We start from the raw sequence: 24947 nt of genomic DNA on the forward strand, positions 1-24947 counted from the left end.
AATAGAAATATAAAAAAATGTTAATAACCCTAAGGAGTATGCTGTTCTAATTTTGCATCCGAAATCAAAAGCATGAAATGACTGTACTGAAAACTCCTGTCTCGGTGGCCTATTTAACAGGCCGCGGACTACTAATCGGCGCACTGTGTATGTCTCCGGTGTTGCTATCTCAGAAAAAAGACAGCTTAAAAGAAAAATCAATCGATGAGGTCGTCGTCGTAGGATACGGAACACAGAAAAAGAGTAAAGTATCCGGTGCTGTTTCCGAAGCCTCATTAGATAAGCTCACTTCAAGATCACTATCCGGCATCGGTGAGGTCCTTCAGGGAAAAGCTCCGGGAGTAACCGTTGTTAACGAGGGTGGAGATCCAAACGGCTCCCCGAAGGTAAATATCCGTGGTTTAGGAGGAATCAACGGTGAAACCCCACTTTATGTGGTGGATGGTGTGGTGTTTAACGGAACTCCGGCTATTAACCCTAATGACATTCAGGATATATCTGTACTTAAAGATGCTTCTGCAGCTATTTACGGAGCAAGATCTTCCGGAGGAGTAATTCTTATAACCACAAAAAGGGGGAAGAAAGGATTGCTGACCGTAGATTTTGATGTGAAGTATGGTGTTAATAAAGCGTGGAGGTTGAAAGAATCATTAAATGCTGCTGAATTTCAGGATGTGATGCGTCAGGCCTTTGAGAATGCAGGTAAACTAAGCAGTTTACCTTTGGCATTTAATGCGGATAAATATCCGGATGGAAGAGTAACAAGGACCGACTGGATGAAAGAAATTTTTCGTACGGGAACGATCCAGGAATATAATCTTAACGTAAGTGGGGGAAGTGAAAAATCCCGTTTTTTTGTTGGGATGAACCATAGGAATCTGGAAGGAATATTATTGAATACCCAGGCAAAACGATATAATTTCAGAGTTAATTCTGAGCATAAGATCAAGGATTGGTTAACCATCGGAGAAAATATGTATTATAATTACTCAGATGGAAATACCGCGGATACCAAAAGTGGATATACAGGGGCATTGGTAGCCGCGATGTATTATCCGCCAAATGTTCCTGTATATACTCCGACGGGAGCCTTTTCAGGATTACCAATTGATGTGGCTGGAGGTTACGGAGATATGATCAATCCAGTAGCCTATCTGCAAAGAATCAGCATAAGAAATCCTACCCATGAAATTCTCATCAATCCTTATGCTGAGGTTACTTTAGCTAAAGATCTTAAGTTCCGGTCGAATTTTTCTCAGACATTTAAAATAGGGACCATTAAGAATTTTACGTACAGAGTTTTGGAAGTAGGAAAGATTTTCGATACCAACAATCTTGAGTATCAGTCAAACAACTCTTCGACAGCCCTTGCAGAACAGCTTCTTACGTATAAAATAGCTCTTGACAAGCATAATTTTGATTTTCTGGGCGGTTTTACATTTCAGAAAACAATCGATGAAGGTTTCCTGGCGAAAGCCTATGATTTCCGAAGCGAAGTAGAAGTTTTTCAACACCTTCAGAATGCTGCGGATACCAATAAAGATGTTTCCAGTTATAAATACCAGCAATCCCTGGTATCCCATCTTGCCAGGATCAACTATGACTATGCCGGTAAATATGTGATCAGTGTATTGGGAAGAAGGGATGGATCATCCTTAGTTGCGAAGCAAAACCGATTTGCCAATTATTATGCTCTTTCAGGAGCCTGGGTAATGTCCAGGGAAAATTTTCTACAAGACATTTCCTGGCTTTCAAGCTTAAAATTAAGAGGCAGCTACGGGATACTGGGAAATCTAGGTGGGATTTCACCTCAGGCTGTTAATCCTTTAATGATCAGGGATAATAATGTGATTTTCGGGCAGGACCCTTCTCAAAACATTGCATATTATGCTACTACCAGACCCAATCCGAATTTGAAGTGGGGAAAATCGGAACAGACGAATTTTGGATTGGATGCTTCTTTCCTTAAAAACAGCCTTTCTTTACAGTTTGATTATTTCGTCAAAAATTCCAAAGACCAGATATTCAATGTAAGTTTACCAAGTACTGCTACCTATAATAATCAATATGTAAATGCTGGTTTATTTCAGGATAAAGGCTATGAGTTGGGAATTAATTATAACAGCAGAAGTACAGGAGACTTTTCCTATTCAATAGGAGCAACATTCAGTCAACTAAAAAATACGGTGAAGCAGCTGGCCGATGTTAATGAGATTTTTATTAACAGCAATGGAGTGCGTGGAGTACTGAAACCCACCCGTATAAGGGTAGGAGAGTCTTTGTATTCCTACTACGGATACAAAACCGGAGGCATTTTCCAAACACAGGAAGAGATCAATAATTATAAGGATGCGAACGGAAATCTCATCCAGCCCAATGCTAAGCCGGGAGACATCAAGTTCCTGAAAAAAGAAGGAAATACAGGAGTGCTGAATAATGATGATTTTGTAAATCTCGGAAATCCCTATCCCAAGTTTTCGTACGGACTTTCCTATAATATGACCTGGAAAAATTTTGACCTCAATGTATTTTTTCAGGGAGTGTACGGGAATAAAATTTTCAACGGACTGAAGTTTATTTCATTAAATCCTGGAGGAACAGGACAGAACTACAATATGGACAGGGAAATTCTTAACGCATGGACACCACAAAATACCAATACGGATATACCTAGACTCGTTCAGGGAGATCCAAGCGGGAATTACTCTAAAGTATCGGATTTCTACGTAGAAAATGGGTCCTACTTAAGACTGAAAAACCTTACCATCGGTTATTCCTTGCCTAAAGAATTGTATGGAAAGCTTGATGTGACAAAGCTGAGAATTTATATAACAACAAATAATTTGTTTACCATCACCAAATATACAGGCTTTGATCCGGAAGTGGGGATGGATACGTATGGAGTGGATACAGGAAGATATCCTCAGGCTCGCTCATTTATTTTCGGGGTGGAAATAGGATTGTAATTTTTTAACACTAAAAAAAGAAAAGATGAAATTTTTAAAAAATATATTTTGGATATCAGGGATTGCAGTCGTGCTTTCATCCTGTACAAACGAGTTAGATGTTCAGCCGGAAGGGACACCTACCGAGGCGAGTTTTTGGAAAACAGAGAATGACCTGATCACCGGAGCTAATGCTATGTATAAGCCTTTGTCCGATAGTGAGTTTTATGGGAGAGGTTTATTCTGGTTCATTAATGCCAGCGATGATATGGTTACAGGACGATCAAAAAGTGAAGCCGATAATGCAAAGAATTTCAGCAGTAATTATATTGCTGCAGGTGATCTAGAAACTCAGTGGAATAAAAGATATAATGTAATAGGTGTTGCAAACCGTGTCATTCGGAACATCGATAATATTCAGACTACAGCTGCCGTAAAAAATAAATATCTGGGAGAGGCTTTATTTATGAGCAGCCGGATGTATTTTGAATTGGCATATAACTATGGAAATGACAAAGCTGGAGTTCCTATTATCGATAGAAATAAAGAAGCCGATCCTAATCCGATCCCGAGAGCGGCCAATGTAATGGAGAACTACAATTATATTGTAACCGATCTTAAGAGGGCCGCAGAATTATTGCCTGCACAGGAAGAACTGCTGGCAAAAGACTTCGGAAGACCTCACAAAGTGGCTGCGTGGGCACTTCTGGCGAAAGTGTATTTATTTATGAAAGACTGGCAAAATGCTGCATTTTGGGCGAATGAAGTAATGACAAAAGGAAACAGAAATCTACTGAATAATTACGCTGATGTTTTCAAAGCTGAAAATAATTATAGCTCGGAATATATATGGTCTATACCGAGTACCCCTAAATTTAATTCGGTAGGCAGTATTCTTCCTGGCGTTATGCTTGAAAATAAAGGATGGGGATTGTATAATGGTTGGGGATATTTTCAACCTACCAAAGAATTATATGATGAATATGAAGCCGGAGATCTAAGAAGAAGTGCAACAATTCTGAAATTGGGAGATCAGTTCACATTTAACGGAAGTGTAAGAACATATGCTTCTATCAATTCCCTTACCGGATATCAGTTTAATAAATATATGGATGCATTTAAGTACGCATTAAACAGTGGGCATGTAAGCGCTAATGGAGATTATCCGTGTACCGACCTTGCTGTTCCGATTATGCGTTATGCTGAAGTTATTCTGATCAAAGCAGAAGCAAAAATTATGATGGGACAGAATGCGGATCAGGAAATTAATATGATCCGTAACCGTGCAGGATTGGCTTCGAAAAACGGATGCGCATTGGCTGACCTGAAGCACGAAAGACGTTGCGAATTGGCAGGTGAATGGGCTGACAGGCACCGGGATCTTGTGCGTTGGGGGGATGCTCAAAGTACTTATGCACAGCCTTTACATGGAATTAATGGACAGGTAGTATGGGCTGCCAGAAATTTCAATCCTTCGGTTCATAATGTGTGGGCAGTGCCACAGGTTGAAATAGTGAACAGTCACGGGATCATCAAACAAAACCAAGGCTGGTAAAACTTTAGTTAATAATGATAAACTATACCATTGCTGAAACTATGCAGTGGTATAGTTTAAACTTTTATTTTTTATGGTCATCATTGGTTTCAGATTGAAACGAAGGGATATTGAATTTTTTATCTTGATAAAGATGAACAATGCAAAAATAGAAATCACAATTTAACAGATTGCCTTTTTGCTTTCAGTCTCTAAACCCTTTAAACAGGTCTTTTTAAAATATTATGAAACAAATAAAAATATGGGCTTTGTTAGCCACCGCCATTTTTTCACAAAATCAGGCACAGAATTATCTGAACTATACTGTAAGTAATGCACACTCACATAATGATTATGAACAGAAAGTACCATTCTGGGAGGCATATTATGCAAACTTTGGTTCTGTTGAAGCAGATGTTTTTCTTGTTAATGGCAAGCTGTGGGTAGCCCATACAGAAAAAGAATTATCTCCTGACAGGACATTGGAAAGCCTCTACCTGGACAATATTTCAAAACAAATCAAACTCAATAAAGGAACGATTTATCCGGATTCTTCTAAAAAACTACAATTGCTTATTGATATTAAGCAAGATTATAAAACAAGTCTCAATGCTTTGTTAGCAACGTTGAAAAAATATCCTGAGATTACGGGTAATTCCGGAGTCAAAATTGTAATAACCGGTAACAGGCCTCAGCCTGCTGATTTCAAAAATTATCCGGATTATCTTTTTTTTGATGGGGATCTTGATAAAAAATATACTTCTGACGAGCTTGGAAGAGTCGGACTATTCAGTGCAGATTTGCAGGGGCTGGTAAAGTGGAATGGAAAGGGAATCCCCAGGGATGAAGAAACCGAAAATATAAAAAAGGCTGTGGAGGTTGCTCATGCCCGGCAAAAGCCAGTACGTTTTTATGGAGCTCCGGATTTCCCTAATGCATGGGTGAATTTTATAGATTTGGGAGTGGATTACATCAATACCGATCACATTCCCGATCTGAAAAAATTTCTCAATACCATTCCTAGGAATTTTTATAAAAATACTAAAGAATACACTACATATGCACCTACCTACAAAACGGATGGTGTAGTTAAGAATGTTAAAAATGTGATTCTTTTAATTCCGGATGGTACCTCTTTGCCCCAGTATTATGCTGCCTTTACAGCGAATAAAGGAAAGTTAAATGTATTTAATATGAAGGCTACCGGATTGTCTAAGACCAATTCGTCCAATGCTTATATTACGGATTCTGCTCCGGGGTCAACAGCATTTGCTACGGGAGTGAAGACGAAGAATACCTTCGTTGGAGTTGATGAAAGAGGCAATTCTATTGCACAAATTCCGGATATCATTGCCGGCCAGGGAAAGGTTTCAGGATTAATTTCTACCGGAGACGTCACAGATGCTACACCCGCGGATTTTTATGCACATTCAGATAACAGAAATAGCTCGGAGCCAATCCTGAAAGGCTTTGTGAATTCCAAAACCAAGATTCTGATTGGCGGTCCTACCAGTGGATTGACGCCGGATAATGTTTTGAAAATTAAAGAAGCAAAAATAGATACTTACCAGGATCTAAAATCTGTGAAGAAAATCAATAACCGAACATTGATCATTGATCCTCTGGCTTCAAAAAGAATAACCGAAGGAAGAGGAAATTGGTTAGCCGATGCCTTTGACCTTACCCTAAATGATCTAAAAGAAAATAAAAATGGATTTTTCATGATGGTTGAGGCATCCCAAACAGATGGCGGTGGACATAGTAATAATATTGAGCAGCTTGTTACAGAATTATTAGACTTCGATCATGTGGTAGGAAAAGCCATGAAGTTTGCGGATGAAAATAAAGAAACATTGGTGATTGTTGTAGGGGATCATGAAACCGGAGGACTGACACTGCTTGACGGAAGTCTTAAAGAAGGATGGATTTTCGGAAATTTCAGCACCAATGACCATACTTCCATTCCATCTACTGTATTTGCTTATGGCCCCAATTCTAAAGAATTTACAGGATTGTTTGAAAATACTGAGATCTTTAGTAAAATACTCAGCGCGTACGGAATAAAAAAGTAAAGCTTTTATTGGGAATAATGTAATAATCATTAAAAAAGTCGCAGCCTTTAATCAATAAAGGCTGCGATTTTATTTTTCAGTTTTTTTAAGAAATCTAGTTGAAGTTAGTTTTAATAATCAATTCTGAGAGTTCCGCACTGACAAAATCTATTGGCATTATTCCGTAAGTTCCCTGTGGGCTGTTCTGAAATAAAGTTTTAAGTTTAGGATTAATAGTATTGGAAACTGTAGGAATACTGGGAATTCCAAATATTAAGGGTTTGTAACCACTTGTAAAATTAATAAAAAGTTTACTGCTGGTATCATTTTTAGCCTCATTGTAAAGAGCAGAAATCTTATTCCATTTATCATCATTATTACTTACCTGATAATAATCCTGAACTTTTAATGAAGCATTGGAATTATTAATTTCAAAGGTTGTATTATCTGCCCATGATGTAGCGTCAATTCCTTTAGCTGTTTCTGCTGAAAACCTTCTTAGTAATTTTATTTTTCCTCTCACAGATCCTAAAGTAGGAATATGAGTTCCAAGATCCCATCTTGAAGGGTTTTTCTGGATGTAAGAATCAAATGTTTTCTCAAAGGTTCTTGTTGTATCCGAAGCATTATATTCTTCTTTTACAGACATGATGATGGCCTCTGTAGGATGACTGTCTAAAAATGAGTAGCATGCATTAAGAACATCATCAAAATTTAAATTCTGATAAATAGCACCATGATGGATAGCAAAAGAATTATCAATATGTCTGCAACGGACATCCAGAAAACGGACTCCTGCATTGAGTTGCTCGCTGATGGTAAGGTTTTGGGTCTTTGCCGTACCACTGTTCGAAGGAACCTCTCTCATTGCTCCTGAATCGTGAGTGCCGGGGATAGAAATTTTAGAAAGGGAAGTATTATCCTCTAATCCGGACATCCAGTTGCTGATACCAATAGTGGCCAGAGTAACTTTACCGGTATTCTTTGCCTGAATACTGAAGTTCTTATCATCAGAGTTCATAGCGGTTAGATTTTCTGAACATGAAGAAAGCATCGTTGAGGTAGCTGTAATACCGAGAAGGAGAATCGCAAGATGTCTCACATTAAATTTGGACATAGTTTAAGTATTTTTATTTAAACCTAAAATAAGCATATATCTATTATAAGGGAGTTAAATGAATTTTAATAGATAATTAAGTTATGATGTTTAAATGTAGAAATTCTCCTAAAAGGCAAAAATTACAGAATTGCTGAAATTGCAAAAATCGTCTGTTTTCTAAATTAACTTGAGTAGCGTATTGTCCATATAAACACAAAACGACGATCTGATGAAAGGACCGTCATTTTGTGTTGTCGTTTGAAATATTCTTTACATTACGATATAAGAATTGTGGAAAGATCTTTCCAGAACATAGGATACGATTTTTCAACCACATTTTCTTCCTCTATAGTAAGCTCTTTGATCAGGCAGAATGGAGCGAAACTCATGGCCATCCTATGGTCCTGATAAGTTTTGATCGAAATATTTTCTTCCGGTTCTCCAAAACTCACTGATTCGATTGTGAAATCTGTAATTTCAGTGTCGGTTCCTATTTTTTTTAGTTCGTTATATAAAGCCTGTAATCTGTCTGTTTCCTTAACCCTTAAGGTTCCAAGACCTGAAATGGCGAAAGGAATTTTTAATGCAGCTGCCGTTACACAAAGAGTTTGCGCAATGTCGGGGCAGTCGTTCATATCCAGTTCAATTTTTTCCGGAAAAGAAAAGTAAGGGTCAGCCTTTAAAGTAATTTTATGTTCTTCTTCCGAAAAAGTCGTTGTAATTCCAAAGAACTTCTCATAGATGTTTGCTATTGCAGAATCTCCCTGAGTGGATTGTTTATAGAAGCTTTTCAGATGAATAGTCTTTCTTCCCAATGCACAGATAGAGTAGAAGTATGAAGCAGAGCTCCAGTCACTTTCTACTTCATAATGGATAACAGAAGATGGGTTTGCAAAAGGTTCTACTTTAATCACATTGCCTGTAAAAGTAGCTTTAATGCCAAATCTGGTAATAATATCAAGCGTCATTTCAATATAAGACCTCGATGTGATATCGCCGACAAGATTGATCTCCAAACCATTTTCCAGCTTCCCTGCAATAAGAAGTAAAGAAGTAATAAACTGGCTGGAAATATTGGCAGGAACATTCACCACAGATTGTGTGATCCTCTTACCCTTAATTCTTAAAGGAGGAAAACCTTCGTTCTCCATATATTCAATATCTGCTCCCAGATCACGCAAAGCATTGACCAGGTTTTTGATAGGCCTTTCTTTCATTCTTCCGGATCCGGTAAGGATAGTATCCCTGCCCTCGAGGATAGAAAAATATGAAGTAAGAAAGCGCATGGCGGTTCCGGCATGATGAATGTCCACCACTTCAGAATTTTCTGATAAGGCTTTCGTAAGCATTTCTGTGTCCTGGGAATTGGAAAGATTTCCGATTTGTATGTTATTAAACAGGCTTTCCAAAATCAACAAACGATTCGAAATACTTTTCGAACCGCTGATTTGTATGGTTTGATCTCCTTCTAATTTTGATTTCTCTAACTTCATTGTTTCTATAGGTTTCAGATTTAAGTCATCAGATTTCAGACGGTTATTGTCTGTTATCATCAACGTAGTCTCTGTTTCAATTTTATTATTCTGATAAGACTCAGTCTTATAAAAGCAGATGATAAGCTAAGTAAAGTCCTTTGTATATATTATATCTGAAATCTTTACTTCAGTTTTTCATTATTCTGATGGCGGTCTTTATCGCGATCCGTTTTTAGCTTCATTTTTTTGTCGAAAGCTTCCTGTAGATTTACCCCTGTTTGATTGGCAAGGCATAAGGTTACAAAAAGAACATCCGCCAATTCTTCACCCAAATCTTTGCTTTTGTCACTTTCTTTTTCACTTTGCTCACCATATCGCCTCGCGATAATTCTGGCCACTTCACCTACCTCCTCTGTCAACATTGCCATATTGGTAAGTTCATTAAAATAACGGACACCAATTGTTTTTATCCATTCATCAACCTGCTGTTGTAAATTCGTTATTTCCATTACTGATAAGCTCCAAGAGTTGGTTGGGTAGTTCTCGATACATTGGCTATATCTGTTGGAACCGTTGCTGCTACTGCAACATTTCCTTTATTTTTAGCCGGGGAGGTAGTCTTTACTCTTAAATTCTGATGAGCAATAAAATAATTGACAAATTGCGGGTCTTCATTTTTTAAACTCTGAATGACATTAGTATTGCTGTCAAAGTTAAAGCCGGCTTCCGAAGTGTTTGAATACTTTAGCAGGCAGTTTTGGAACTGAAAATTAAATAACTGTCCTGGAGTTTGTTCAAAATTAATTGAATTATCCCTGTCGGAATATACAATACTGTTTCTCACATTAAGTTGTAATGCGCCTTGTTCTGTTTGCCCAGCATCATTTTTCCATTCATTGGTAGCAAAAATTCCGTTACGGTTGGAAGAAGAAAGCGTTTTCGAATAATTGGCTATGGTAACGTGTGTATAGTTATGGTTTCCTCCTTTAAAAATACCTATTGCAGATTCCCCGCAGTTATTCATAACAAGATTTTTTCCATTCACTGTTGAATTTACAGCATATATACCATATTCCTGAAATGTATGAATAAATGAATTGCTGATTGTGGCATTCGTCTGCTTCATCTCCAGTCCTCTTGTTCCTCCGAAAAGTCTTCCGTAATTCATATTGAGGGTAGATCCTGCTTCCATACGGATTGAATTCCAGTTTTTAGGAATAGTATCATAGTACGGATCATTCCTGTCACCCCGAAGAACAACCTCATTGTTCAAGGTTCCGTTTATATTTAATGTAGCACCTGTGCCTACTTTCATTCCGCTGTTTTTATGGAAATATACTTTAGTGCCGGGTTGAATATCCAGAGTAACATTCGGATTTATCGTAAGGTTACCATAAATAATCTTCGCTTTTGTGTTACTCCAGGTTGTATGATTACTGATCACATTAGGGTTGGTTGGAGTCTGGATAAAGAATTCAGCATCCTGAACTACAGAAAATAAAGTGACATGCTGTTGTCCCGCTGGACTCGTAAATATCACACGGTCTTCAGCAATAGCCTCCGGACCGGTAGCTTGTGGGGCAATTTCAACAAAAATATAAAGACTGTCTTTTTTTCTCAGGGGAACATCTTTAAAATCGTATCCTGCCTTTCCGTCTACATTGATTTTATATAAAGAAGCTGCTCCTTTTTCAAGATTAATTCTGGGAATAGAAATATCTTTGTCTTCATTATTATATACTTTTACAACATAAGTTTCAGAGCGTACCTGGTGATAAACCGTATCACAAAACACAGTGTCCCTGGAAAATCTTAATTGCTGTGAAGGAGCATCAAAGCTGATATCATCTTTATTACATGATACCGCCATCAGAAGCATCCAGAAAGAAAAAGCCAGTAATAATTTGAATTTCATCGAAATTAAAGTTTAATATAGATTCCAAATTTAACGAAAATACTTTAAATTTCTTATCAAGAAAAAAATATTGGACTAGCTATTTGGATATTAGAAAAAATATTGTATTTTTGCAGCCTAAAATTAGCAGAGAAATATCCATTACTATTTCGAAAGCAAACTTTAATTTTTTTAAAAATTGTATTATGAAAAACGGAATTCACCCAGAAAATTATAGACTTGTTGTTTTCAAAGATATGAGTAACGACGAGGTGTTTCTTTGCAAGTCTACTGCAGAAACAAAAGACACTATCGAGTATGAAGGACAAGAGTACCCTTTGATCAAAATGGAAATCTCTTCTACTTCTCACCCTTTCTACACTGGTAAAGTAAAGTTAGTAGATACTGCTGGTAGAGTAGATAAATTTATGAACAAATACAAAAAATTCGCTAAGTAATTTTTTGACATTTAAAGATATTAAGGTCTTCCAAAATTTTGGAAGACTTTTTTTTGAGGTGAGATTCTTTTTAGGAGCTTTTTCCCGCTATCCACTCTTACTCCTCACGCCAGGGCAAATCCAATACTTGTTGCGGGGTATCCGCTTCTATCGGGGCTAGGTTTTAATGATAATTGATAAATGATGAACAGTTGTCAATATTATAAATTCACAATCATATTTTTACAAAAGTCTACAAGGGTTCATGAAACAAATGCAAAAATCTGTATGAATCTGAGAAGATCAGAGGTCTAAAATATAATATATAGTAAGTAACTAATAATGCTCACTTTGATCATTAAAAAAACAGATTTCTACCGAAATTGCAGCGGTCATTTATTAAAAGATAAGATCAGCATTTACGCTCGCACTTCATACCTCGGATCCCGCATCCCCGAAATACCTTTTCTAATTTCTCATATGTTTTTGTATTTTTGTTCTGAGTAGAAATAAGGAGCTCATATCCGGAAAATAACACCACCACAAGTACGGTATTACTTCCAGTTTCAAGCCTTTGATTTCTAACTTCTAACCTCTAACTTCTTAAAAATGCAATTAGTATTTTCAGATGCACAATATTGGGAAGACTTTCTTCCCCTTACTTTTACCCGCCCCATTGCAGAAATGCGTTGCGGAATCCTGACATTTTCAGAGAGATGGCAGAAATTATTGGAAAACTCTGAAGTTTCCTATTTCACAGAAAATTACCTTCAGGAAAAATTTAAAAACCCGGAAGAAAAAGAAAGTCTTTTTCTCGTTACTAATTTTCTACCTACTGAGCAGGTCCTGCAACAAATAAAAGACCTTAAGCAAGGTGAAGCTTTAGTATACGAAGACGAATTGATTGCGGCAAAAATCAATATGAAAGGGTTTTCCCTGAATCAGATTGAAAAAATGACTGATATCAAAGAAGAACTTGTTTTCTTTAAAAAACCTAAAGACCTGTTTACCTATAATCATAAGGCGATTGATTTTGACTTTGATCTCCTTACCAAAGGAAGAACCTCTCAGGAACTTTCCTCCACCAATGGATTCTTAGGAGATAAAAAAGATTTATTTATTGAAGAAGGGGCACAGATAGAATTCTCAACACTCAATACAAAAACCGGAAAGATTTATATCGGAAAGAATACGGAAATAATGGAAGGCTGCCATCTTCGTGGTCCTATTGTCCTTTGTGACGATTCTAAATTTAATCTGGGGGCAAAAATTTATGGTGCAACCACCATTGGACCTCAGTGTAAAATAGGAGGAGAGGTTAATAATATTATTGTATTCGGGTATTCCAGTAAAGGTCATGAAGGATTTGTCGGAAATTCGGTAATCGGGGAGTGGTGTAATTTCGGAGCGGATACCAATTCGTCAAATATGAAAAATAACTACGGAACAGTAAAATTCTGGAGCTACAGGACGAAGGCATTTGAAGATACAGGATTACAGTTTGCCGGGCTGATCATGGGAGATCATTCCAAGACAGCAATCAATACCCAGCTGAATACAGGAACTGTAATTGGTGTTGCTTCCAATATTTTTAAAGAAGGTTTTCCTCCTAATCTCATAGAGAATTTTTCCTGGGGTGGATTTAAGGGAGATGAACGATTTAAATTGGATAAAGCTTACGAAGTGGCAGAAAGAGCAATGGCCAGAAGAAAAGTGGCTCTCACAGACGAAGATAAGAGGATTTTAAAATATATTTTTGACAGCTATTAACCCTGATTATAAAAAAAACTTCATTTTTTTGAAGTTTTTTTATTTTGTGATGTAATAGAATTTAATTTTTGATTGTCTTACTCATAGAAACAAAACTTATGACCCAAGAGACCTTTAAGAATACGGTGTTTATTCTCAAAAACGAGATGTATCGTTTTGCGAAGAGGTTTGTCATGAGCAGTGATGAAGCAGAAGATGTGGTGCAGGATCTTATGGTAAAGTTTTGGCAGAAAAGAGAAGAACTGGAGCAATTCGGAAATTTAAAATCATATGCATTAAAATCCGTTCGGAATGAATGCCTTAACAGATTGAAGCATCATGATGTGAAGGCTGGTTTTGCAGATATGCAGATTCACCGGTCGGAACTTTACAGTATGGATATTAATAACCTTAAAGAACATATTATAGGATTTATTAATGAACTTCCTGAAAAACAAAAGATGGTTATCCATTTGAAAGATGTAGAGGAATATGAAGTATCTGAAATTTCAGAGATGCTGGAAATGGAGGAAAATGCAGTAAGAGTAAATCTTATGCGTGCAAGACAAAAAGTAAAAGAACAAATCTCACAACTGATGAATTATGAACAACGATCAATTTCAAGATAAGTACGACGAAATCTTCCGTGATATGAAGGAAGAAAAGATGGATTGGGATTTTGAAGATTTTCTTCAAAAAGCAGAAGGTATAGATAATGATGATCATAAGATCATTCCTCTGGAAAAGAAAAAACCTTCTTTTCCCAAATGGTTCTGGATGGCTGCAAGTGTAGTATTGCTTGTAAGTGCAGGATTGATCTTCAATTACTACCAAAATGTTCCGGTAGCAGACCAGTCAAAATTGGTAGAAAACCAGATCAAGCAACAAAAGCAGGATTTCATTGAAGAAAATCATGAACCAGAACGGCAGGTCGCTGTAAACAGTGCAGACAGTATTGCAGCAATAAAAAGTGATTCTGTCTTTCAGAGAAACACAGTTGCGGAAAAAGATGTTCTGGATGAGATTCTTCCTAAAAGAGGAAGACTGAAAAAAGAAGTAAGACCAAAATTTACAGATAATTCTTCTTATAGAAAATTGAATGTTGCTTCGAAAGATTCTACAGGCTACAATAACAATTATGTTATTGTAAACGGAAAAAGGATCGATAATGTTGAAGAGGCTATTAATGTGACTAAATATTCATTTCAAATATTTGCAAATAATGTTAGCGAAAAGTTAGTACAGCCAAAAGTAATGGATGATAACTATTAACAAAAAAAGAGATTACTCCCTGATCAGGTATTAATTATCAGCTTAAAATTAAAAATTGACTCATGAAAAAAATATTGATAATATTCGCACTTGCCTTCTCCCACTTCTTTACAGTATATGGGCAGGATGACAAATTCGATAAACTTTTTGAAAAATACCAGCAGGTAGAAGGTGTAACTTCTATTAAAATTGCAAAACCCATGTTTGGGATGCTTAGCAGCCTGAATATCGATGATTCTCAGCTGGATCAGATCAAACCATTATTGACAAAGATTAATGGATTAAAGATTCTGATTACAGAGAGCCCTGAAAACGTAAACTCTCCGGGAGGTAAAAAAATACAAAGTAATATCTCCCAGATCAATAAAGATATTTCTACCTATTTAAATAACCTGAACTATAGCGAAGTGATGAGCGTGAATAGTAAGGAAAGCAAAATAAAATTTCTATCTTCAGGAGCAAAAGAAGGAATATTGGATGATGTCCTGTTGAGTATTGACAGTGGTGATGGCGGGAATGTTTTAGTAATGCTGGATGGGAAACTATCAATGGATGATCTCAGTAAGATTATAAAATCCAGTGAAACAAAAGTAAGCTCGAGTACCAATACTACACGAAGCAGCTTTACTTCAGAGAGTAGTACTTCATACCTTAATGGTGAAGCAAGAAATGTGGGTGAGTTCTCAGGAATTCAGGTGAGCACGGGAGTAAATCTCGTTTATAAGCAGGAAAGCCCGACAAGTGTAAAGGTTATTGCAGATGCGGATAAGCTTCAATATGTAATCACCAAAGTAGAGAATGGTATTTTAAAAGTTTATGTTGACAATAAGGGCGAACGAAATGTCAGATTTAAAAACTTAAGTGTAAATGTTTCTTCTCCAAGAATGAGTAGTGTGAAAGCATCTTCCGGAGCAAACTTTACAGCAGTAAATCCGGTAAAGGAGAACCGTATGGATATTGATGCTTCATCAGGATCTACAATCAAAGGAAAATTTAATGTTTCTGGTACCACAGACGTGAGTTCTACTTCAGGAGCCAGTATAAAAATAAGTCTTAATACTTCGTCCGTCGTTGTTAAAGCTTCAAGTGGGTCAGATACCATACTTGAAGGGCAGGCAACTTCCGGAGTTATTGATATAAGCAGTGGTGCATCTTGTAAAGCAGAAAACTTAAGATTAAGTGAATTGGAAGTGGAATCTACATCCGGATCCAGTCTTACCATCAATGTAACGGATAAGCTTAAGGCTAAAGCATCTTCCGGAGGATCCATTAAATATAAAGGAAATCCGAGAATTGATTCCAATATCAGTAAGGTTTCCGGTGGAAGTCTGAGATCCATAAACTAAACCTGATGACCATGAAAAACTTACGAACCATTTTGCTTGCAGCTTGCACGGTATTTTTGCTTCAGTCTTGTGTAGTGTCACACAAACCTAATATGGAATTCTTTTCGGACTCAGGCTATGATTTTAAAGGAGCAAAGTTTGAAAGCGTCAATGTACCCATGTTCCTGGCAAAACCTTTTATCAGAAAAGCATTAAAAGAAGAAGAGGATGGTGAGGCTACCGCTCAGTTGGTAAAGAAAATATCAAAAATAAAAGTATTGACGGTAGAAAACGGAGATCAGGAGATGTTAGCAGATTATGCAAGATATCTTAATAATAACAATTATGAAGACTGGGCGACCATAAAACATAATGGAGATAATGTAAATGTTCGTGTAAAGCAATCCGGGGAAACCATAAAAAATATGCTGATCACGGTAAATTCAGATAGAGAATTGGTATTCGTGGGTGTAAAGGGGAATTTTACTCCGGATGATATTTCAAAATTCATTAATTCAGCTTCAGATAAATAATTTATTTTTAACAATAAATTATTTACATGGAAAAATTAATCAGAGAAGTGCGCATGCTGAAGATATATGCAGCATCGCTTACAGTAGCTTTTGTTCTTTTGTTTTTTTTGGCTTTTAAAAGCAGCAATGATCACCAGAGGTTCGAAGAAATTGATGTTGAAAGAATTAATATTGTCGAAAAAGACGGAACACTCAAAATGGTAATCAGTAATAAAAAACGACAGCATCCAGGATTACTGAATAACAAACCTCTTAAAGCAAGAGAAAGGGAAGCCGGACTGATTTTCTTTAATTCTTTAGGTGATGAATGTGGAGGATTGGTATATGATGCCGATGAAAAAGGTTCAGGAATGGTATACTCTGTAGACCAGAGGAAAACGGATCAGATCATGCAACTTCAATATAGTGAAGGTATTGGGGCGGATAAAAAAAGATCATACGGACTCAAACTTTGGGACAGACCGGATGATTTCCCGCTCGAAAAAGTAATAAGGTTTGATGATTCTTTACAAAAGCTTAATGACCCAATAGCGCTGAAGAAAGCTTTTGCCAAATTGAAAGAAGAAGGAAAATTGGGGAGTGAGCGTTTTTTCGCCGGAAAAACAGCGAATGGCGATGTAGGACTTTTTATACGGGATGATAAAGGACGCATACGTCTTAAGATCTATGTAGATAAAAACAACCAGACGCATATAGAGAGTGTCGACGAAAAGGGACAGCTCACGGCTAAATAAAAAATATATTATATTTAGTTCATATAACTCATTTTATTTTGTACAAACCGCTTTTTATATAAGGGCGGTTTTTTGATTTAACTTATTGATTATTAATTTTTATTTAAACTATTAAAAAGGATTTTCATATCTCACTAAAATAGCCTAATTTTGCAAAGAAAGTAAAGATGTCTATTCATAACAAAATTGTAGAGACAGCCATCACTTTCGATGACGTTCTTCTAGTCCCTTCTTATTCAGAAGTTTTACCTAACCAGGTATCATTAAAATCAAGACTTACCGATAAAATTACCCTGAATGTTCCGATAGTATCTGCTGCGATGGACACAGTTACTGAAGGTGATCTGGCTATTGCATTAGCAAGAGTTGGTGGACTTGGTTTCATTCACAAAAATATGACGATCGCAGAACAGGCGGCACAGGTAAACCGTGTGAAACGTTCTGAAAATGGAATGATCTCTGATCCAGTTACCCTTTCAAAAGATCATACTTTAGCTCAGGCTAAAGAAATGATGTCCAAATATAAAATTTCTGGTTTACCGGTTGTAGATCCAAATAATGTTCTTATTGGGATCATCACAAACAGAGATGTTAAGTATCAGGAAAATCTTGATATGAAAGTTGAGGAGATCATGACGAAAGAAAACCTGATCACTTCCGATAAAAACACCAATCTTGAAAAGGCTAAAGAAATCCTTCTTAAGAACCGTGTTGAAAAACTTCCTATTGTAGACAAAGACAATAAATTGGTAGGATTGATTACGATTAAAGATATCGACAATCAATTGGAGTATCCTAATGCGAATAAAGATCAGAATGGCCGCCTTATTGTAGGTGCCGGAGTAGGAGTAGGAGAAGATACCATGGACAGGATTGCAGCGCTCGTAAAGGCAGGTGTTGATATTGTAGCGATTGATTCGGCTCATGGACACTCCAAAGGAGTTTTAGATAAGATTTCTGAGATCAGAAAAGCATATCCGGATCTGGATATCGTGGGAGGAAATATTGTAACTGCTGAAGCTGCAAAAGATTTGATCAAAGCAGGAGCAAATGTTCTTAAAGTAGGTGTTGGCCCGGGTTCAATCTGTACAACCAGAGTAGTAGCAGGAGTTGGGGTTCCTCAATTATCTGCGATATATAATGTCTACGATTATGCTAAATCTAAAAATGTAGCAGTAATTGCTGACGGTGGAATTAAACTTTCTGGGGATATTGTAAAAGCTATTGCGAGTGGGGCAGGAGCGGTAATGCTTGGATCTCTTTTAGCAGGAACTGATGAAGCTCCGGGAGAAGAAATTATTTTCCAGGGTAGAAAGTTCAAGTCTTACCAGGGAATGGGAAGTCTTTCGGCAATGAAAAGAGGAGGAAAAGAAAGATATTTCCAGAGTGAGGCTAAAAAATTCGTTCCTGAAGGAATTGAAGGTAGGGTTCCCCATAAAGGAAAACTGGAAGATGTGATTTTCCAATTAACCGGTGGACTTAGAGCAGGAATGGGTTACTGTGGAGCAAAAGATATTGAGGCTTTACAGAAAGATACAAAAATGGTCATGATCACAGGAAGTGGATTGAAAGAATCTCATCCGCACGATGTGATTATCACACAGGAAGCTCCTAATTATTCCTTATAATTGTAGTAATAATAAGATTAATATAAAAAAGATACGGCTGGCTCATTATTGAGCCAGCCGTATTTGTAATTTAATAAATAAAATAATTTTTGAATAAAAGGACAAATTACTGTGCAATACAAGATCCTGGTGGAAGATCTGCTATTCTTCTGCAACCGCCAGGTCCACAGCAGAAAAGCTCTGCATCACCACAGCCGAAATTAGGTAACTCAGCATTACACATTTTAAATCCTCCCTTAATTGTTTTCAAGCTTTCTCTTGAAATTTTTTTTGAATTTTTCATAATAAGTTAATTGTTTTAGGTTTTGTACAACGTATCAAATGTAAATTTTTTTTTCACAATTTGAATGAATTTCTTAAAAAAAGAGAGTTACTAAGGAAAATAATAATTTAAAAATCAATTGTTCTATGCGATCATTTCAGTGAAGAAAATATATGATATTCCTCAATATGGCTTTTATCCAAAATCTATTCGGAAAATAGTATAGTTAAACTAAGAAACTAGGTCAATGAATGAATCATACGTTCCGTCATAATCTTCCCATTTTTGTCCATTGACGAAAAAAGATGGAGTGCCGTTTACTCCACTGCGTACACCGCCTTCAAAGTCAGCCTCAATCTTTGCCTGAAGTTCTTCGGTGTTAATTTCATTTTCGATTTTATTCACATCCAGTTTCAGAACTTTTACACACTCTTTGAGTAGTGCTTCGTTCAATATATTTTGATTATCATAGATGAGGTCGTGCATTTCCCAGAATTTTCCTTGTTTTCCTGCTGCCTCGGCAACTGTTGCGGCTGCCATGGCATATTCATGGGCATCAGTCAAAGGAAAGTTCCTGAATACAAATGCTACATCATCACTGTTTTCCTGAACAAATCTTCTTATTAAAGGAAAAGCGTGTCCACAATACGGACATTGATAGTCACCATATTCTACTAAAACTATTTTCGCGGTATCTGGATTTCCCTGAACATGGTCGTTAGGACCAATGGGAATTCTTAAAGTAGACATAAATATTATTTTTGTTTTAAATTTTCTAAAGCATCAATGATTCCGTCAGCTCCCGGATTAATTCCATCGGGTGATAAGTAGCTCCACTGGATGATTCCGTCAGGATCAATAACAAATAGTGCTCTTTGTGAAGTTCCGTTATCTTCATTATAGACGCCGTAAGCTTTTGAAATTTCTCCCTTGGGGTTGAAGTCTGCCAACAGGGGGAAGTGTAGTTTTCTGTTTTCCATGAAAGCATCATGGCACCAGGCGCTGTCAACAGAAATACCCAGGATATCTGCATTATATTTATGAAAAATGGAAAGCATTTCATTATATAGGCTCACCTGATCACCACAAACCGGACTCCAGTCTGCAGGATAAAAAACTAAAATCAGGTTCTTTCCTAAAAAATCAGAACGTTTTAGTTTCTGGTCGGGTGTGGCATGGAGCTCAAAATCCGGTGCCGGGGTTCCTTGTTGTAGTATCATATTTTTGTGATTGGTTGTAAATTCTTTGAATGAAAAACTAAAATTAGGAATAAGAAATTAATTCATAGCCGATAACGACTTAAATTATTGTTAAAATAAGACGCAGAATGTTATTTTATTCTGGTATACTTAAATTTCTTTTTGATAACCTTATTAAGAAATGTCCCTTTAGAAGTAAAAGCTTTGAATTGATCAACAATGATCTGGGGTACTTTCAAATAATCATAAACTGCTCCCGACTGATATACAATTCTTAGTATTTCAGTTTCCGGAAAATATTCATAACTATGTACAACTGAGGAAGGCATGGTATAGGAACTGCAAAAAATATTCCTATTTAAGGATATAGAAAACTGTTGGATTATGATTTTTAGGGTGTACTGAAATATTCGAAAGGTATTTTAAAATAGAGATCCGAGACAATTTATTTTCTTGGATCTGTTTATAATCTGCTATTATTTTTTGAGTAAATTTTTATATAAACTGTGTTACTTGATGTAAATGATAGTTATTTAATTTGCAATAAAGTGTAAAGCGTTATTAATACAATGCATATAGAACTTAAAAAGAATAACACCCATTTTAATTTACCGATTTTAAAATAATATAGAAGGGCTAGTATTATGACATCAAAAATAAATCCGACAAAGAAGTACCTCACACTAAAATAAAAGATATAAGCATATGTCTCGGTTCCATAGCCTTCAAGAATAGAAATTATTACAAGAGGTATTAGAAATAACAAAATATGATATATTAAGGTAAATAATATTATTTTTTTCACTCTGGATTATTTTTAGTTAATGGTATTTTAACTTGTTGTCACATTATAATAGACAAATAAAAATAAAAATAATGACAGCCCCGAGAAATTAAGTTTCTAGTAGCTGTATCTTTAATTTACTTTTTATGCAAAAAATACCATTTAATTAAAGGCAATGTAATTATTTGATCTGAACTTGTTCAAATTTGTTGTTTTTTTCCTCTTTATTTTTCGTTAAATCTTCAAATAACAAATAAAAGGATATTAATACTATAACACTTCCGATGAGCATACCCCCTAAAGTACGCCAGTATGTCATCCTTTTTAAATTATTATTAGGAGTAGATAATAAACTTTCTTTTTTAAAACTTTTAGATAATAGATATGAAATTACGACAGTGCCAATACCTACTATTAAGAGAAATAGAAATTTAATTATGAAATGCTTATCTAAATACTCTTCCATTTTGAATTTATTTAAACTGTTCTAATCTGATTGCTTCATTTAGCGCTTCTTGTAATGCCTAGTTAGGAAATCCTGAGAATTGGATTTGATATCTTTTTGCTATATCATTTCTTGTGATAATTTGATAGTTATTGTGCATAGAGTCAATATACTCAAGTAGAGTTTTTTTATTCTTTTGTATTTTAAGATTTTGCAAATTTAACCTTTTTTAAGAGTACTTGATTTCACTTTGAAAAGAATTAATAAGAATTACATCTTTAACTCCAAGGCAAAAATACTTTTGAGTAACGACAGAATATAACGTTTTAAAATAAAAAAGACCTTTCATAAACATGAAAGGTCTTTTTTGATATAATTTAAAATTATTTATTCAGATTCTCTTTAAAATCATCGATTCTATAGTCGGTAAGGGCATTGCCTTTTTCAATTTTTTCCTTGGAGTACAATCGAAAATCATTTTCTGTTTTTTCCAAAAGATGATCATAGGGACCAACATGGGAAATTAACTTAACCAATACCGGAGAAATTTCCAGACAAATGAAAAGCCCCATAATAAAGGCTGCAGCTAAACCTATGATTGCGGAATTTTTTCCTAACTCATCCAGCGCCTGCAAACGGGCGGCAAATCCATTGAACTTATCCTCAAAGGTTTCAGTAGATTTTCTTTCGGTTTCCAAATTAGTGTATACTTTTGAAATTTCTTTATCCAGATATTCCAACCTTGGAGCTACTTGTTTTTGGTAACTCTCAAGATCCTGACGTCTTTGCTCCTTAAGCTCCTGTTTTCTTTTGGCATTAGATCCGAAACCTACTTTTCCACTCGTTAAGCCTGATTGTTTTCCCAGGATTTCTTTTTCTAGCTCTACAGCTGCCGAATCATAAGACTTTTGGTATTGTGCAATCTTTTCTGATATTTGTTTTTTCTCAGTTTCAAAAGGGCCGCTTTGCTGAAGAATTCTGCCGGTGATTTCACCCTGAAGCTGCTTTTTATTTCGCTGGATGATCGTGTTCAGCTGTTTATTGACTTCCTTTTCAAAAATTTTAAGCTCTAAAGGTTTTGAAATGATAATTCCTAAAAAAGTAGCCAAAACCAGACGTGGAATAGCCATGAGTATCTGATTCCACCATGTTCCCGTTTTTTTGATGGAGGAAACAATGTAACGGTCCAGGTTAAATATCATTAATCCCCATAAAATTCCAAAACCAACAGATGTCCATATATTATCAAATACAGTATACATGGCATAACCTGCGGAAAGTGTAGCGAAAACTGCAGTAAATAAAACGATACCTCCGATACCCGAAAATTTATTCCATTCACTTGGTGTTTTCCTTAAAATATGGATGTTTCCTCCGGAGCATACCATCAGAAACTTCTGGAACCAATTTATTTTATGATTCACCTGATTTATAGTTTGTTGTTGATTTTTCATTATTGAAAATTTATACAAAAGTAATACTAAAAATCATACCAATGCTAAAGATAGTATTATGTTTTACCAAGTATGTTTACTTGTTTTATTTATATTACTGTTAGACAATAAGTTATGATTTTTACATATTAACATAATAAAATTCTTTACGTTTTTTCAATATATTTTGTCAATTTGTTAAAATAAATAATAGTTTTGCATCGAATAAATTAAAAAAATAGTTGAATATGAAGAGAATAGTTCTATGTTTTGCGTTGATCCTTTGGGTTAATGCATTTTCTCAAAATGTGCAAAATATTTGTGGTTTTGATCAAATCATGTCGCAAATGGATGCTAAACACCCTGAACTAAAGAAAAACAGGGAGATTGTAGAAGCCAGATTAGCTTCCATGAATAAGCAGTCTTATCTTAATAAAGTTGGTGCCAGCACTTCGTGGAATGGGCTTTATACCGGACAAGTTTATGAAATCCCTGTTGTAGTACATGTTATTGAATCTCAGGCAACTGCTAATGCAAATTTACATGTTACTGATCAGGAGATTATTGACTGGATCGACAGAGCTAATAGTATGTATGCTACAACTTTTGGCAATGGATTTTACCCTGAAGGTTCCGGACCAACTGGAGGAGCAGTAATTCCTTTTAAGCTCGTATTAGCTAAAAGATCACCTAGCTGTACTCCTACTACCGGTATTGTAAGATATAATGGAAGTACTATTCCAGGTTATGATACAAGGGGAGTTAAGATGCAAAGTTCAAGTGGAGCCAGCGATAGCCAGATTAAAAATGAGTTAGCGCACCATTGGCCGGAAAATTCATACTTTAATATTTATGTAGTGATCGGTTTTGATGGCCAGCAGCAATTATCTTATGGATTAATGGGATACGCAAAATTCCCGGATTCTTATGCTTATGATTATGAAAGCTTTATGAAGGTGGCAACCATTAAAAATCAAAATGATACGACATTAACTCATGAACTTGGACATGCTTTTGGACTTTATCATACATTTCAGGGAGTTTCATATACTGATCAATCAAGTTGCCCTCCTAGTAATGATTGTGCAACAACAGGAGATAGAGTATGTGATACTTCACCATCTAGAAGCATGTATGGTGTTGCTGTTCCTAACAATACTGCTATTGATCCATGTACCGGACAAAACTACGACGGAACTCAATATAATGTTATGAATTACACTAATTCTAACCGTAAATTTACGGAAGGACAAAGAGACCGGGCTATTTTGTTAATGATGGAGTATAGAAAAGATCTGCTTAACTCTACAGCGGGTAAAGATCCGTCGATTGTTATTCCTTCGCCAGTTTCTGTAGTTGCAGCCCAATGTAATCCGCCAAGTACAGCGCACCCTACCAATAATAATTTTGCGATCGGTGCTACCAACGTTAAATTTGGAACTATAAACAGTACTACTAATGGCTACGATTCAGATGAAGCAACTCCTTCATATTATGATGATTTTGCTTCTGCAAATTGTATCAGGCCTGCATACTATACCGAAATACCGTCAACTACAGGAACGGAGCTGAAAGTAACTTATGCATATACTTTTAGTCAGGCAGAAAAGTTTAGAACAAAAGTCTGGATCGATTATAATAACAATGGGTCTTTTGAAGATAGTGAATTGGTCGTAAATCATTTATCAGGCAATTTGACCGGAACAGGGATGACCGTTACCAACACCATTACTCCTCCTGCCAATGCTGTGAAAAATACTTATTTGAGGATGAGAATTGCAGTGGATGCTGCGACGTATAATTCAGTAAATCTTCCTGATCTTACCCCTTGCTCTCAGTTACAATATGGGCAAATGGAGGACTATGCAATTAAGATTTTAGAAGCATTAGGAACATCTGAAGTTAAAGGAAGTTCGGAAAGTAAAATTGTTTATACAAAATCAGAAAATAAACTTCAACTGATAGGAAGTAAAAATGTAAGTTTTGGAGATTACCAGATCTATGACATGAGTGGAAAAGTATTGCAGAAAGGTACTTCTAAAACGAATGAAGTTCAAATCAACCAAACATTACCGAAAGGAGTATACATTATCACTTACGGTGATAAAAAAGAATCAAAGAAATTTATAAATAACTAATAGAGTAGAA

General features: G+C 36.0%; 22 protein-coding genes. 12 read left to right on the forward strand and 10 right to left on the reverse strand.

What is annotated here, in order from left to right:
• Positions 1-77: 77 nt before the first annotated feature.
• From AC0INN_RS20295 to AC0INN_RS20305, 3 genes are all read left to right on the forward strand, one after another.
• Positions 78-2966, forward strand: a complete 2889-nt coding sequence (locus AC0INN_RS20295) for a SusC/RagA family TonB-linked outer membrane protein (protein ID WP_306614871.1) — start codon at positions 78-80, stop codon at positions 2964-2966.
• Between the two features lie 25 nt (positions 2967-2991).
• Positions 2992-4500 carry a RagB/SusD family nutrient uptake outer membrane protein gene (locus AC0INN_RS20300; protein WP_306614873.1) on the forward strand — a complete coding sequence of 503 codons (1509 nt, stop codon included), beginning with the start codon at positions 2992-2994 and terminating at the stop codon, positions 4498-4500.
• 224 nt (positions 4501-4724) lie between these two features.
• Positions 4725-6551, forward strand: coding sequence for an alkaline phosphatase (locus AC0INN_RS20305; protein WP_306614875.1), 1827 nt, complete (start codon positions 4725-4727; stop codon positions 6549-6551).
• Positions 6552-6645: 94 nt separating this feature from the next.
• Here the strand turns inward: AC0INN_RS20305 and AC0INN_RS20310 are convergent, their stop codons facing one another.
• From AC0INN_RS20310 to AC0INN_RS20325, 4 genes are all read right to left on the reverse strand, one after another.
• On the reverse strand, positions 6646-7647 hold the full coding sequence (locus AC0INN_RS20310; RefSeq protein WP_306614877.1) for a phosphatidylinositol-specific phospholipase C: 1002 nt from the start codon (positions 7645-7647) through the stop codon (positions 6646-6648).
• A gap of 257 nt (positions 7648-7904) precedes the next feature.
• Positions 7905-9122, reverse strand: coding sequence for a 3-phosphoshikimate 1-carboxyvinyltransferase (locus AC0INN_RS20315; protein ID WP_306614977.1), 1218 nt, complete (start codon positions 9120-9122; stop codon positions 7905-7907).
• Between the two features lie 164 nt (positions 9123-9286).
• The gene (locus AC0INN_RS20320) at positions 9287-9613 is read right to left on the reverse strand and encodes a nucleotide pyrophosphohydrolase (RefSeq protein WP_172280945.1); all 327 of its coding nucleotides are present in this window, start codon (positions 9611-9613) and stop codon (positions 9287-9289) included.
• Positions 9613-11019, reverse strand: coding sequence for a hypothetical protein (locus AC0INN_RS20325; protein ID WP_306614880.1), 1407 nt, complete (start codon positions 11017-11019; stop codon positions 9613-9615). The genes AC0INN_RS20320 and AC0INN_RS20325 overlap by 1 nt, the downstream gene beginning before the upstream one ends.
• A 185-nt stretch (positions 11020-11204) precedes the next feature.
• Here AC0INN_RS20325 and AC0INN_RS20330 point away from each other — a divergent pair, with 185 nt between their 5' ends.
• The 8 genes from AC0INN_RS20330 to guaB all read left to right on the forward strand — a co-directional run bounded on the left by AC0INN_RS20330 (position 11205) and on the right by guaB (position 18676).
• Entirely contained in the window at positions 11205-11456 is a 252-nt protein-coding gene (locus AC0INN_RS20330) for a type B 50S ribosomal protein L31 (RefSeq protein ID WP_002976190.1), read from the forward strand.
• Between the two features lie 588 nt (positions 11457-12044).
• Entirely contained in the window at positions 12045-13205 is a 1161-nt protein-coding gene (locus tag AC0INN_RS20335) for a GlmU family protein (protein WP_273649809.1), read from the forward strand.
• Positions 13206-13303: 98 nt separating this feature from the next.
• Positions 13304-13813, forward strand: a complete 510-nt coding sequence (locus AC0INN_RS20340; protein ID WP_172280942.1) for an RNA polymerase sigma factor — start codon at positions 13304-13306, stop codon at positions 13811-13813.
• Positions 13788-14456 (forward strand): hypothetical protein, encoded by a 669-nt coding sequence (locus tag AC0INN_RS20345; RefSeq protein WP_273649806.1) that lies wholly within the window; start codon positions 13788-13790, stop codon positions 14454-14456. Before AC0INN_RS20340 ends, AC0INN_RS20345 begins: the two co-directional genes overlap by 26 nt.
• A 62-nt stretch (positions 14457-14518) precedes the next feature.
• Positions 14519-15802: a DUF4252 domain-containing protein gene (locus AC0INN_RS20350; RefSeq protein WP_172280940.1), complete on the forward strand. Its 1284-nt coding sequence runs from the start codon at positions 14519-14521 to the stop codon at positions 15800-15802.
• A gap of 11 nt (positions 15803-15813) precedes the next feature.
• Positions 15814-16314: a DUF4252 domain-containing protein gene (locus AC0INN_RS20355; RefSeq protein ID WP_273649804.1), complete on the forward strand. Its 501-nt coding sequence runs from the start codon at positions 15814-15816 to the stop codon at positions 16312-16314.
• 26 nt (positions 16315-16340) lie between these two features.
• The gene (locus tag AC0INN_RS20360) at positions 16341-17048 is read left to right on the forward strand and encodes a hypothetical protein (protein WP_273649802.1); all 708 of its coding nucleotides are present in this window, start codon (positions 16341-16343) and stop codon (positions 17046-17048) included.
• Between the two features lie 167 nt (positions 17049-17215).
• Positions 17216-18676 carry an IMP dehydrogenase gene (guaB, locus tag AC0INN_RS20365; protein ID WP_172280936.1) on the forward strand — a complete coding sequence of 487 codons (1461 nt, stop codon included), beginning with the start codon at positions 17216-17218 and terminating at the stop codon, positions 18674-18676.
• Positions 18677-18782: 106 nt separating this feature from the next.
• Here guaB and AC0INN_RS20370 read toward each other — a convergent pair whose 3' ends face one another.
• From AC0INN_RS20370 to AC0INN_RS20395, 6 genes are all read right to left on the reverse strand, one after another.
• Positions 18783-18959, reverse strand: coding sequence for a bacteriocin-like protein (locus tag AC0INN_RS20370; RefSeq protein WP_306614884.1), 177 nt, complete (start codon positions 18957-18959; stop codon positions 18783-18785).
• Positions 18960-19169: 210 nt separating this feature from the next.
• A complete protein-coding gene (locus AC0INN_RS20375) occupies positions 19170-19688 on the reverse strand; it encodes a DsbA family protein (RefSeq protein ID WP_273649799.1) in 519 nt (172 codons plus the stop codon).
• 5 nt (positions 19689-19693) lie between these two features.
• Complete coding sequence (locus tag AC0INN_RS20380; RefSeq protein WP_273649797.1) at positions 19694-20158, reverse strand: redoxin domain-containing protein; 465 nt, start codon at positions 20156-20158, stop codon at positions 19694-19696.
• Between the two features lie 110 nt (positions 20159-20268).
• The gene (locus AC0INN_RS20385) at positions 20269-20466 is read right to left on the reverse strand and encodes a KTSC domain-containing protein (RefSeq protein WP_172280929.1); all 198 of its coding nucleotides are present in this window, start codon (positions 20464-20466) and stop codon (positions 20269-20271) included.
• Between the two features lie 636 nt (positions 20467-21102).
• On the reverse strand, positions 21103-21387 hold the full coding sequence (locus tag AC0INN_RS20390; RefSeq protein WP_306614886.1) for a hypothetical protein: 285 nt from the start codon (positions 21385-21387) through the stop codon (positions 21103-21105).
• A gap of 362 nt (positions 21388-21749) precedes the next feature.
• Complete coding sequence (locus AC0INN_RS20395) at positions 21750-22820, reverse strand: DUF4407 domain-containing protein (RefSeq protein WP_273649793.1); 1071 nt, start codon at positions 22818-22820, stop codon at positions 21750-21752.
• Positions 22821-23047: 227 nt separating this feature from the next.
• On the opposite strand from AC0INN_RS20395, the gene AC0INN_RS20400 reads away from it, so the two are divergent.
• Positions 23048-24937, forward strand: coding sequence for a zinc-dependent metalloprotease (locus tag AC0INN_RS20400; protein WP_273649792.1), 1890 nt, complete (start codon positions 23048-23050; stop codon positions 24935-24937).
• Positions 24938-24947 lie beyond the last annotated feature (10 nt).

The sequence above is a fragment of the Chryseobacterium subflavum genome (assembly GCF_055762745.1).

Bases quoted from the DNA above. Each gene is read 5' to 3' on its own strand.
- AC0INN_RS20295 (WP_306614871.1), top strand. From the start codon at position 78: ATGACTGTACTGAAAACTCCTGTCTCGGTGGCCTATTTAACAGGCCGC.
- AC0INN_RS20300 (WP_306614873.1), top strand. From the start codon at position 2,992: ATGAAATTTTTAAAAAATATATTTTGGATATCAGGGATTGCAGTCGTG.
- AC0INN_RS20305 (WP_306614875.1), top strand. From the start codon at position 4,725: ATGAAACAAATAAAAATATGGGCTTTGTTAGCCACCGCCATTTTTTCA.
- AC0INN_RS20310 (WP_306614877.1), bottom strand. From the start codon at position 7,647: ATGTCCAAATTTAATGTGAGACATCTTGCGATTCTCCTTCTCGGTATT.
- AC0INN_RS20315 (WP_306614977.1), bottom strand. From the start codon at position 9,122: ATGAAGTTAGAGAAATCAAAATTAGAAGGAGATCAAACCATACAAATC.
- AC0INN_RS20320 (WP_172280945.1), bottom strand. From the start codon at position 9,613: ATGGAAATAACGAATTTACAACAGCAGGTTGATGAATGGATAAAAACA.
- AC0INN_RS20325 (WP_306614880.1), bottom strand. From the start codon at position 11,019: ATGAAATTCAAATTATTACTGGCTTTTTCTTTCTGGATGCTTCTGATG.
- AC0INN_RS20330 (WP_002976190.1), top strand. From the start codon at position 11,205: ATGAAAAACGGAATTCACCCAGAAAATTATAGACTTGTTGTTTTCAAA.
- AC0INN_RS20335 (WP_273649809.1), top strand. From the start codon at position 12,045: ATGCAATTAGTATTTTCAGATGCACAATATTGGGAAGACTTTCTTCCC.
- AC0INN_RS20340 (WP_172280942.1), top strand. From the start codon at position 13,304: ATGACCCAAGAGACCTTTAAGAATACGGTGTTTATTCTCAAAAACGAG.
- AC0INN_RS20345 (WP_273649806.1), top strand. From the start codon at position 13,788: ATGAACAACGATCAATTTCAAGATAAGTACGACGAAATCTTCCGTGAT.
- AC0INN_RS20350 (WP_172280940.1), top strand. From the start codon at position 14,519: ATGAAAAAAATATTGATAATATTCGCACTTGCCTTCTCCCACTTCTTT.
- AC0INN_RS20355 (WP_273649804.1), top strand. From the start codon at position 15,814: ATGAAAAACTTACGAACCATTTTGCTTGCAGCTTGCACGGTATTTTTG.
- AC0INN_RS20360 (WP_273649802.1), top strand. From the start codon at position 16,341: ATGGAAAAATTAATCAGAGAAGTGCGCATGCTGAAGATATATGCAGCA.
- guaB (WP_172280936.1), top strand. From the start codon at position 17,216: ATGTCTATTCATAACAAAATTGTAGAGACAGCCATCACTTTCGATGAC.
- AC0INN_RS20370 (WP_306614884.1), bottom strand. From the start codon at position 18,959: ATGAAAAATTCAAAAAAAATTTCAAGAGAAAGCTTGAAAACAATTAAG.
- AC0INN_RS20375 (WP_273649799.1), bottom strand. From the start codon at position 19,688: ATGTCTACTTTAAGAATTCCCATTGGTCCTAACGACCATGTTCAGGGA.
- AC0INN_RS20380 (WP_273649797.1), bottom strand. From the start codon at position 20,158: ATGATACTACAACAAGGAACCCCGGCACCGGATTTTGAGCTCCATGCC.
- AC0INN_RS20385 (WP_172280929.1), bottom strand. From the start codon at position 20,466: ATGCCTTCCTCAGTTGTACATAGTTATGAATATTTTCCGGAAACTGAA.
- AC0INN_RS20390 (WP_306614886.1), bottom strand. From the start codon at position 21,387: ATGGAAGAGTATTTAGATAAGCATTTCATAATTAAATTTCTATTTCTC.
- AC0INN_RS20395 (WP_273649793.1), bottom strand. From the start codon at position 22,820: ATGAAAAATCAACAACAAACTATAAATCAGGTGAATCATAAAATAAAT.
- AC0INN_RS20400 (WP_273649792.1), top strand. From the start codon at position 23,048: ATGAAGAGAATAGTTCTATGTTTTGCGTTGATCCTTTGGGTTAATGCA.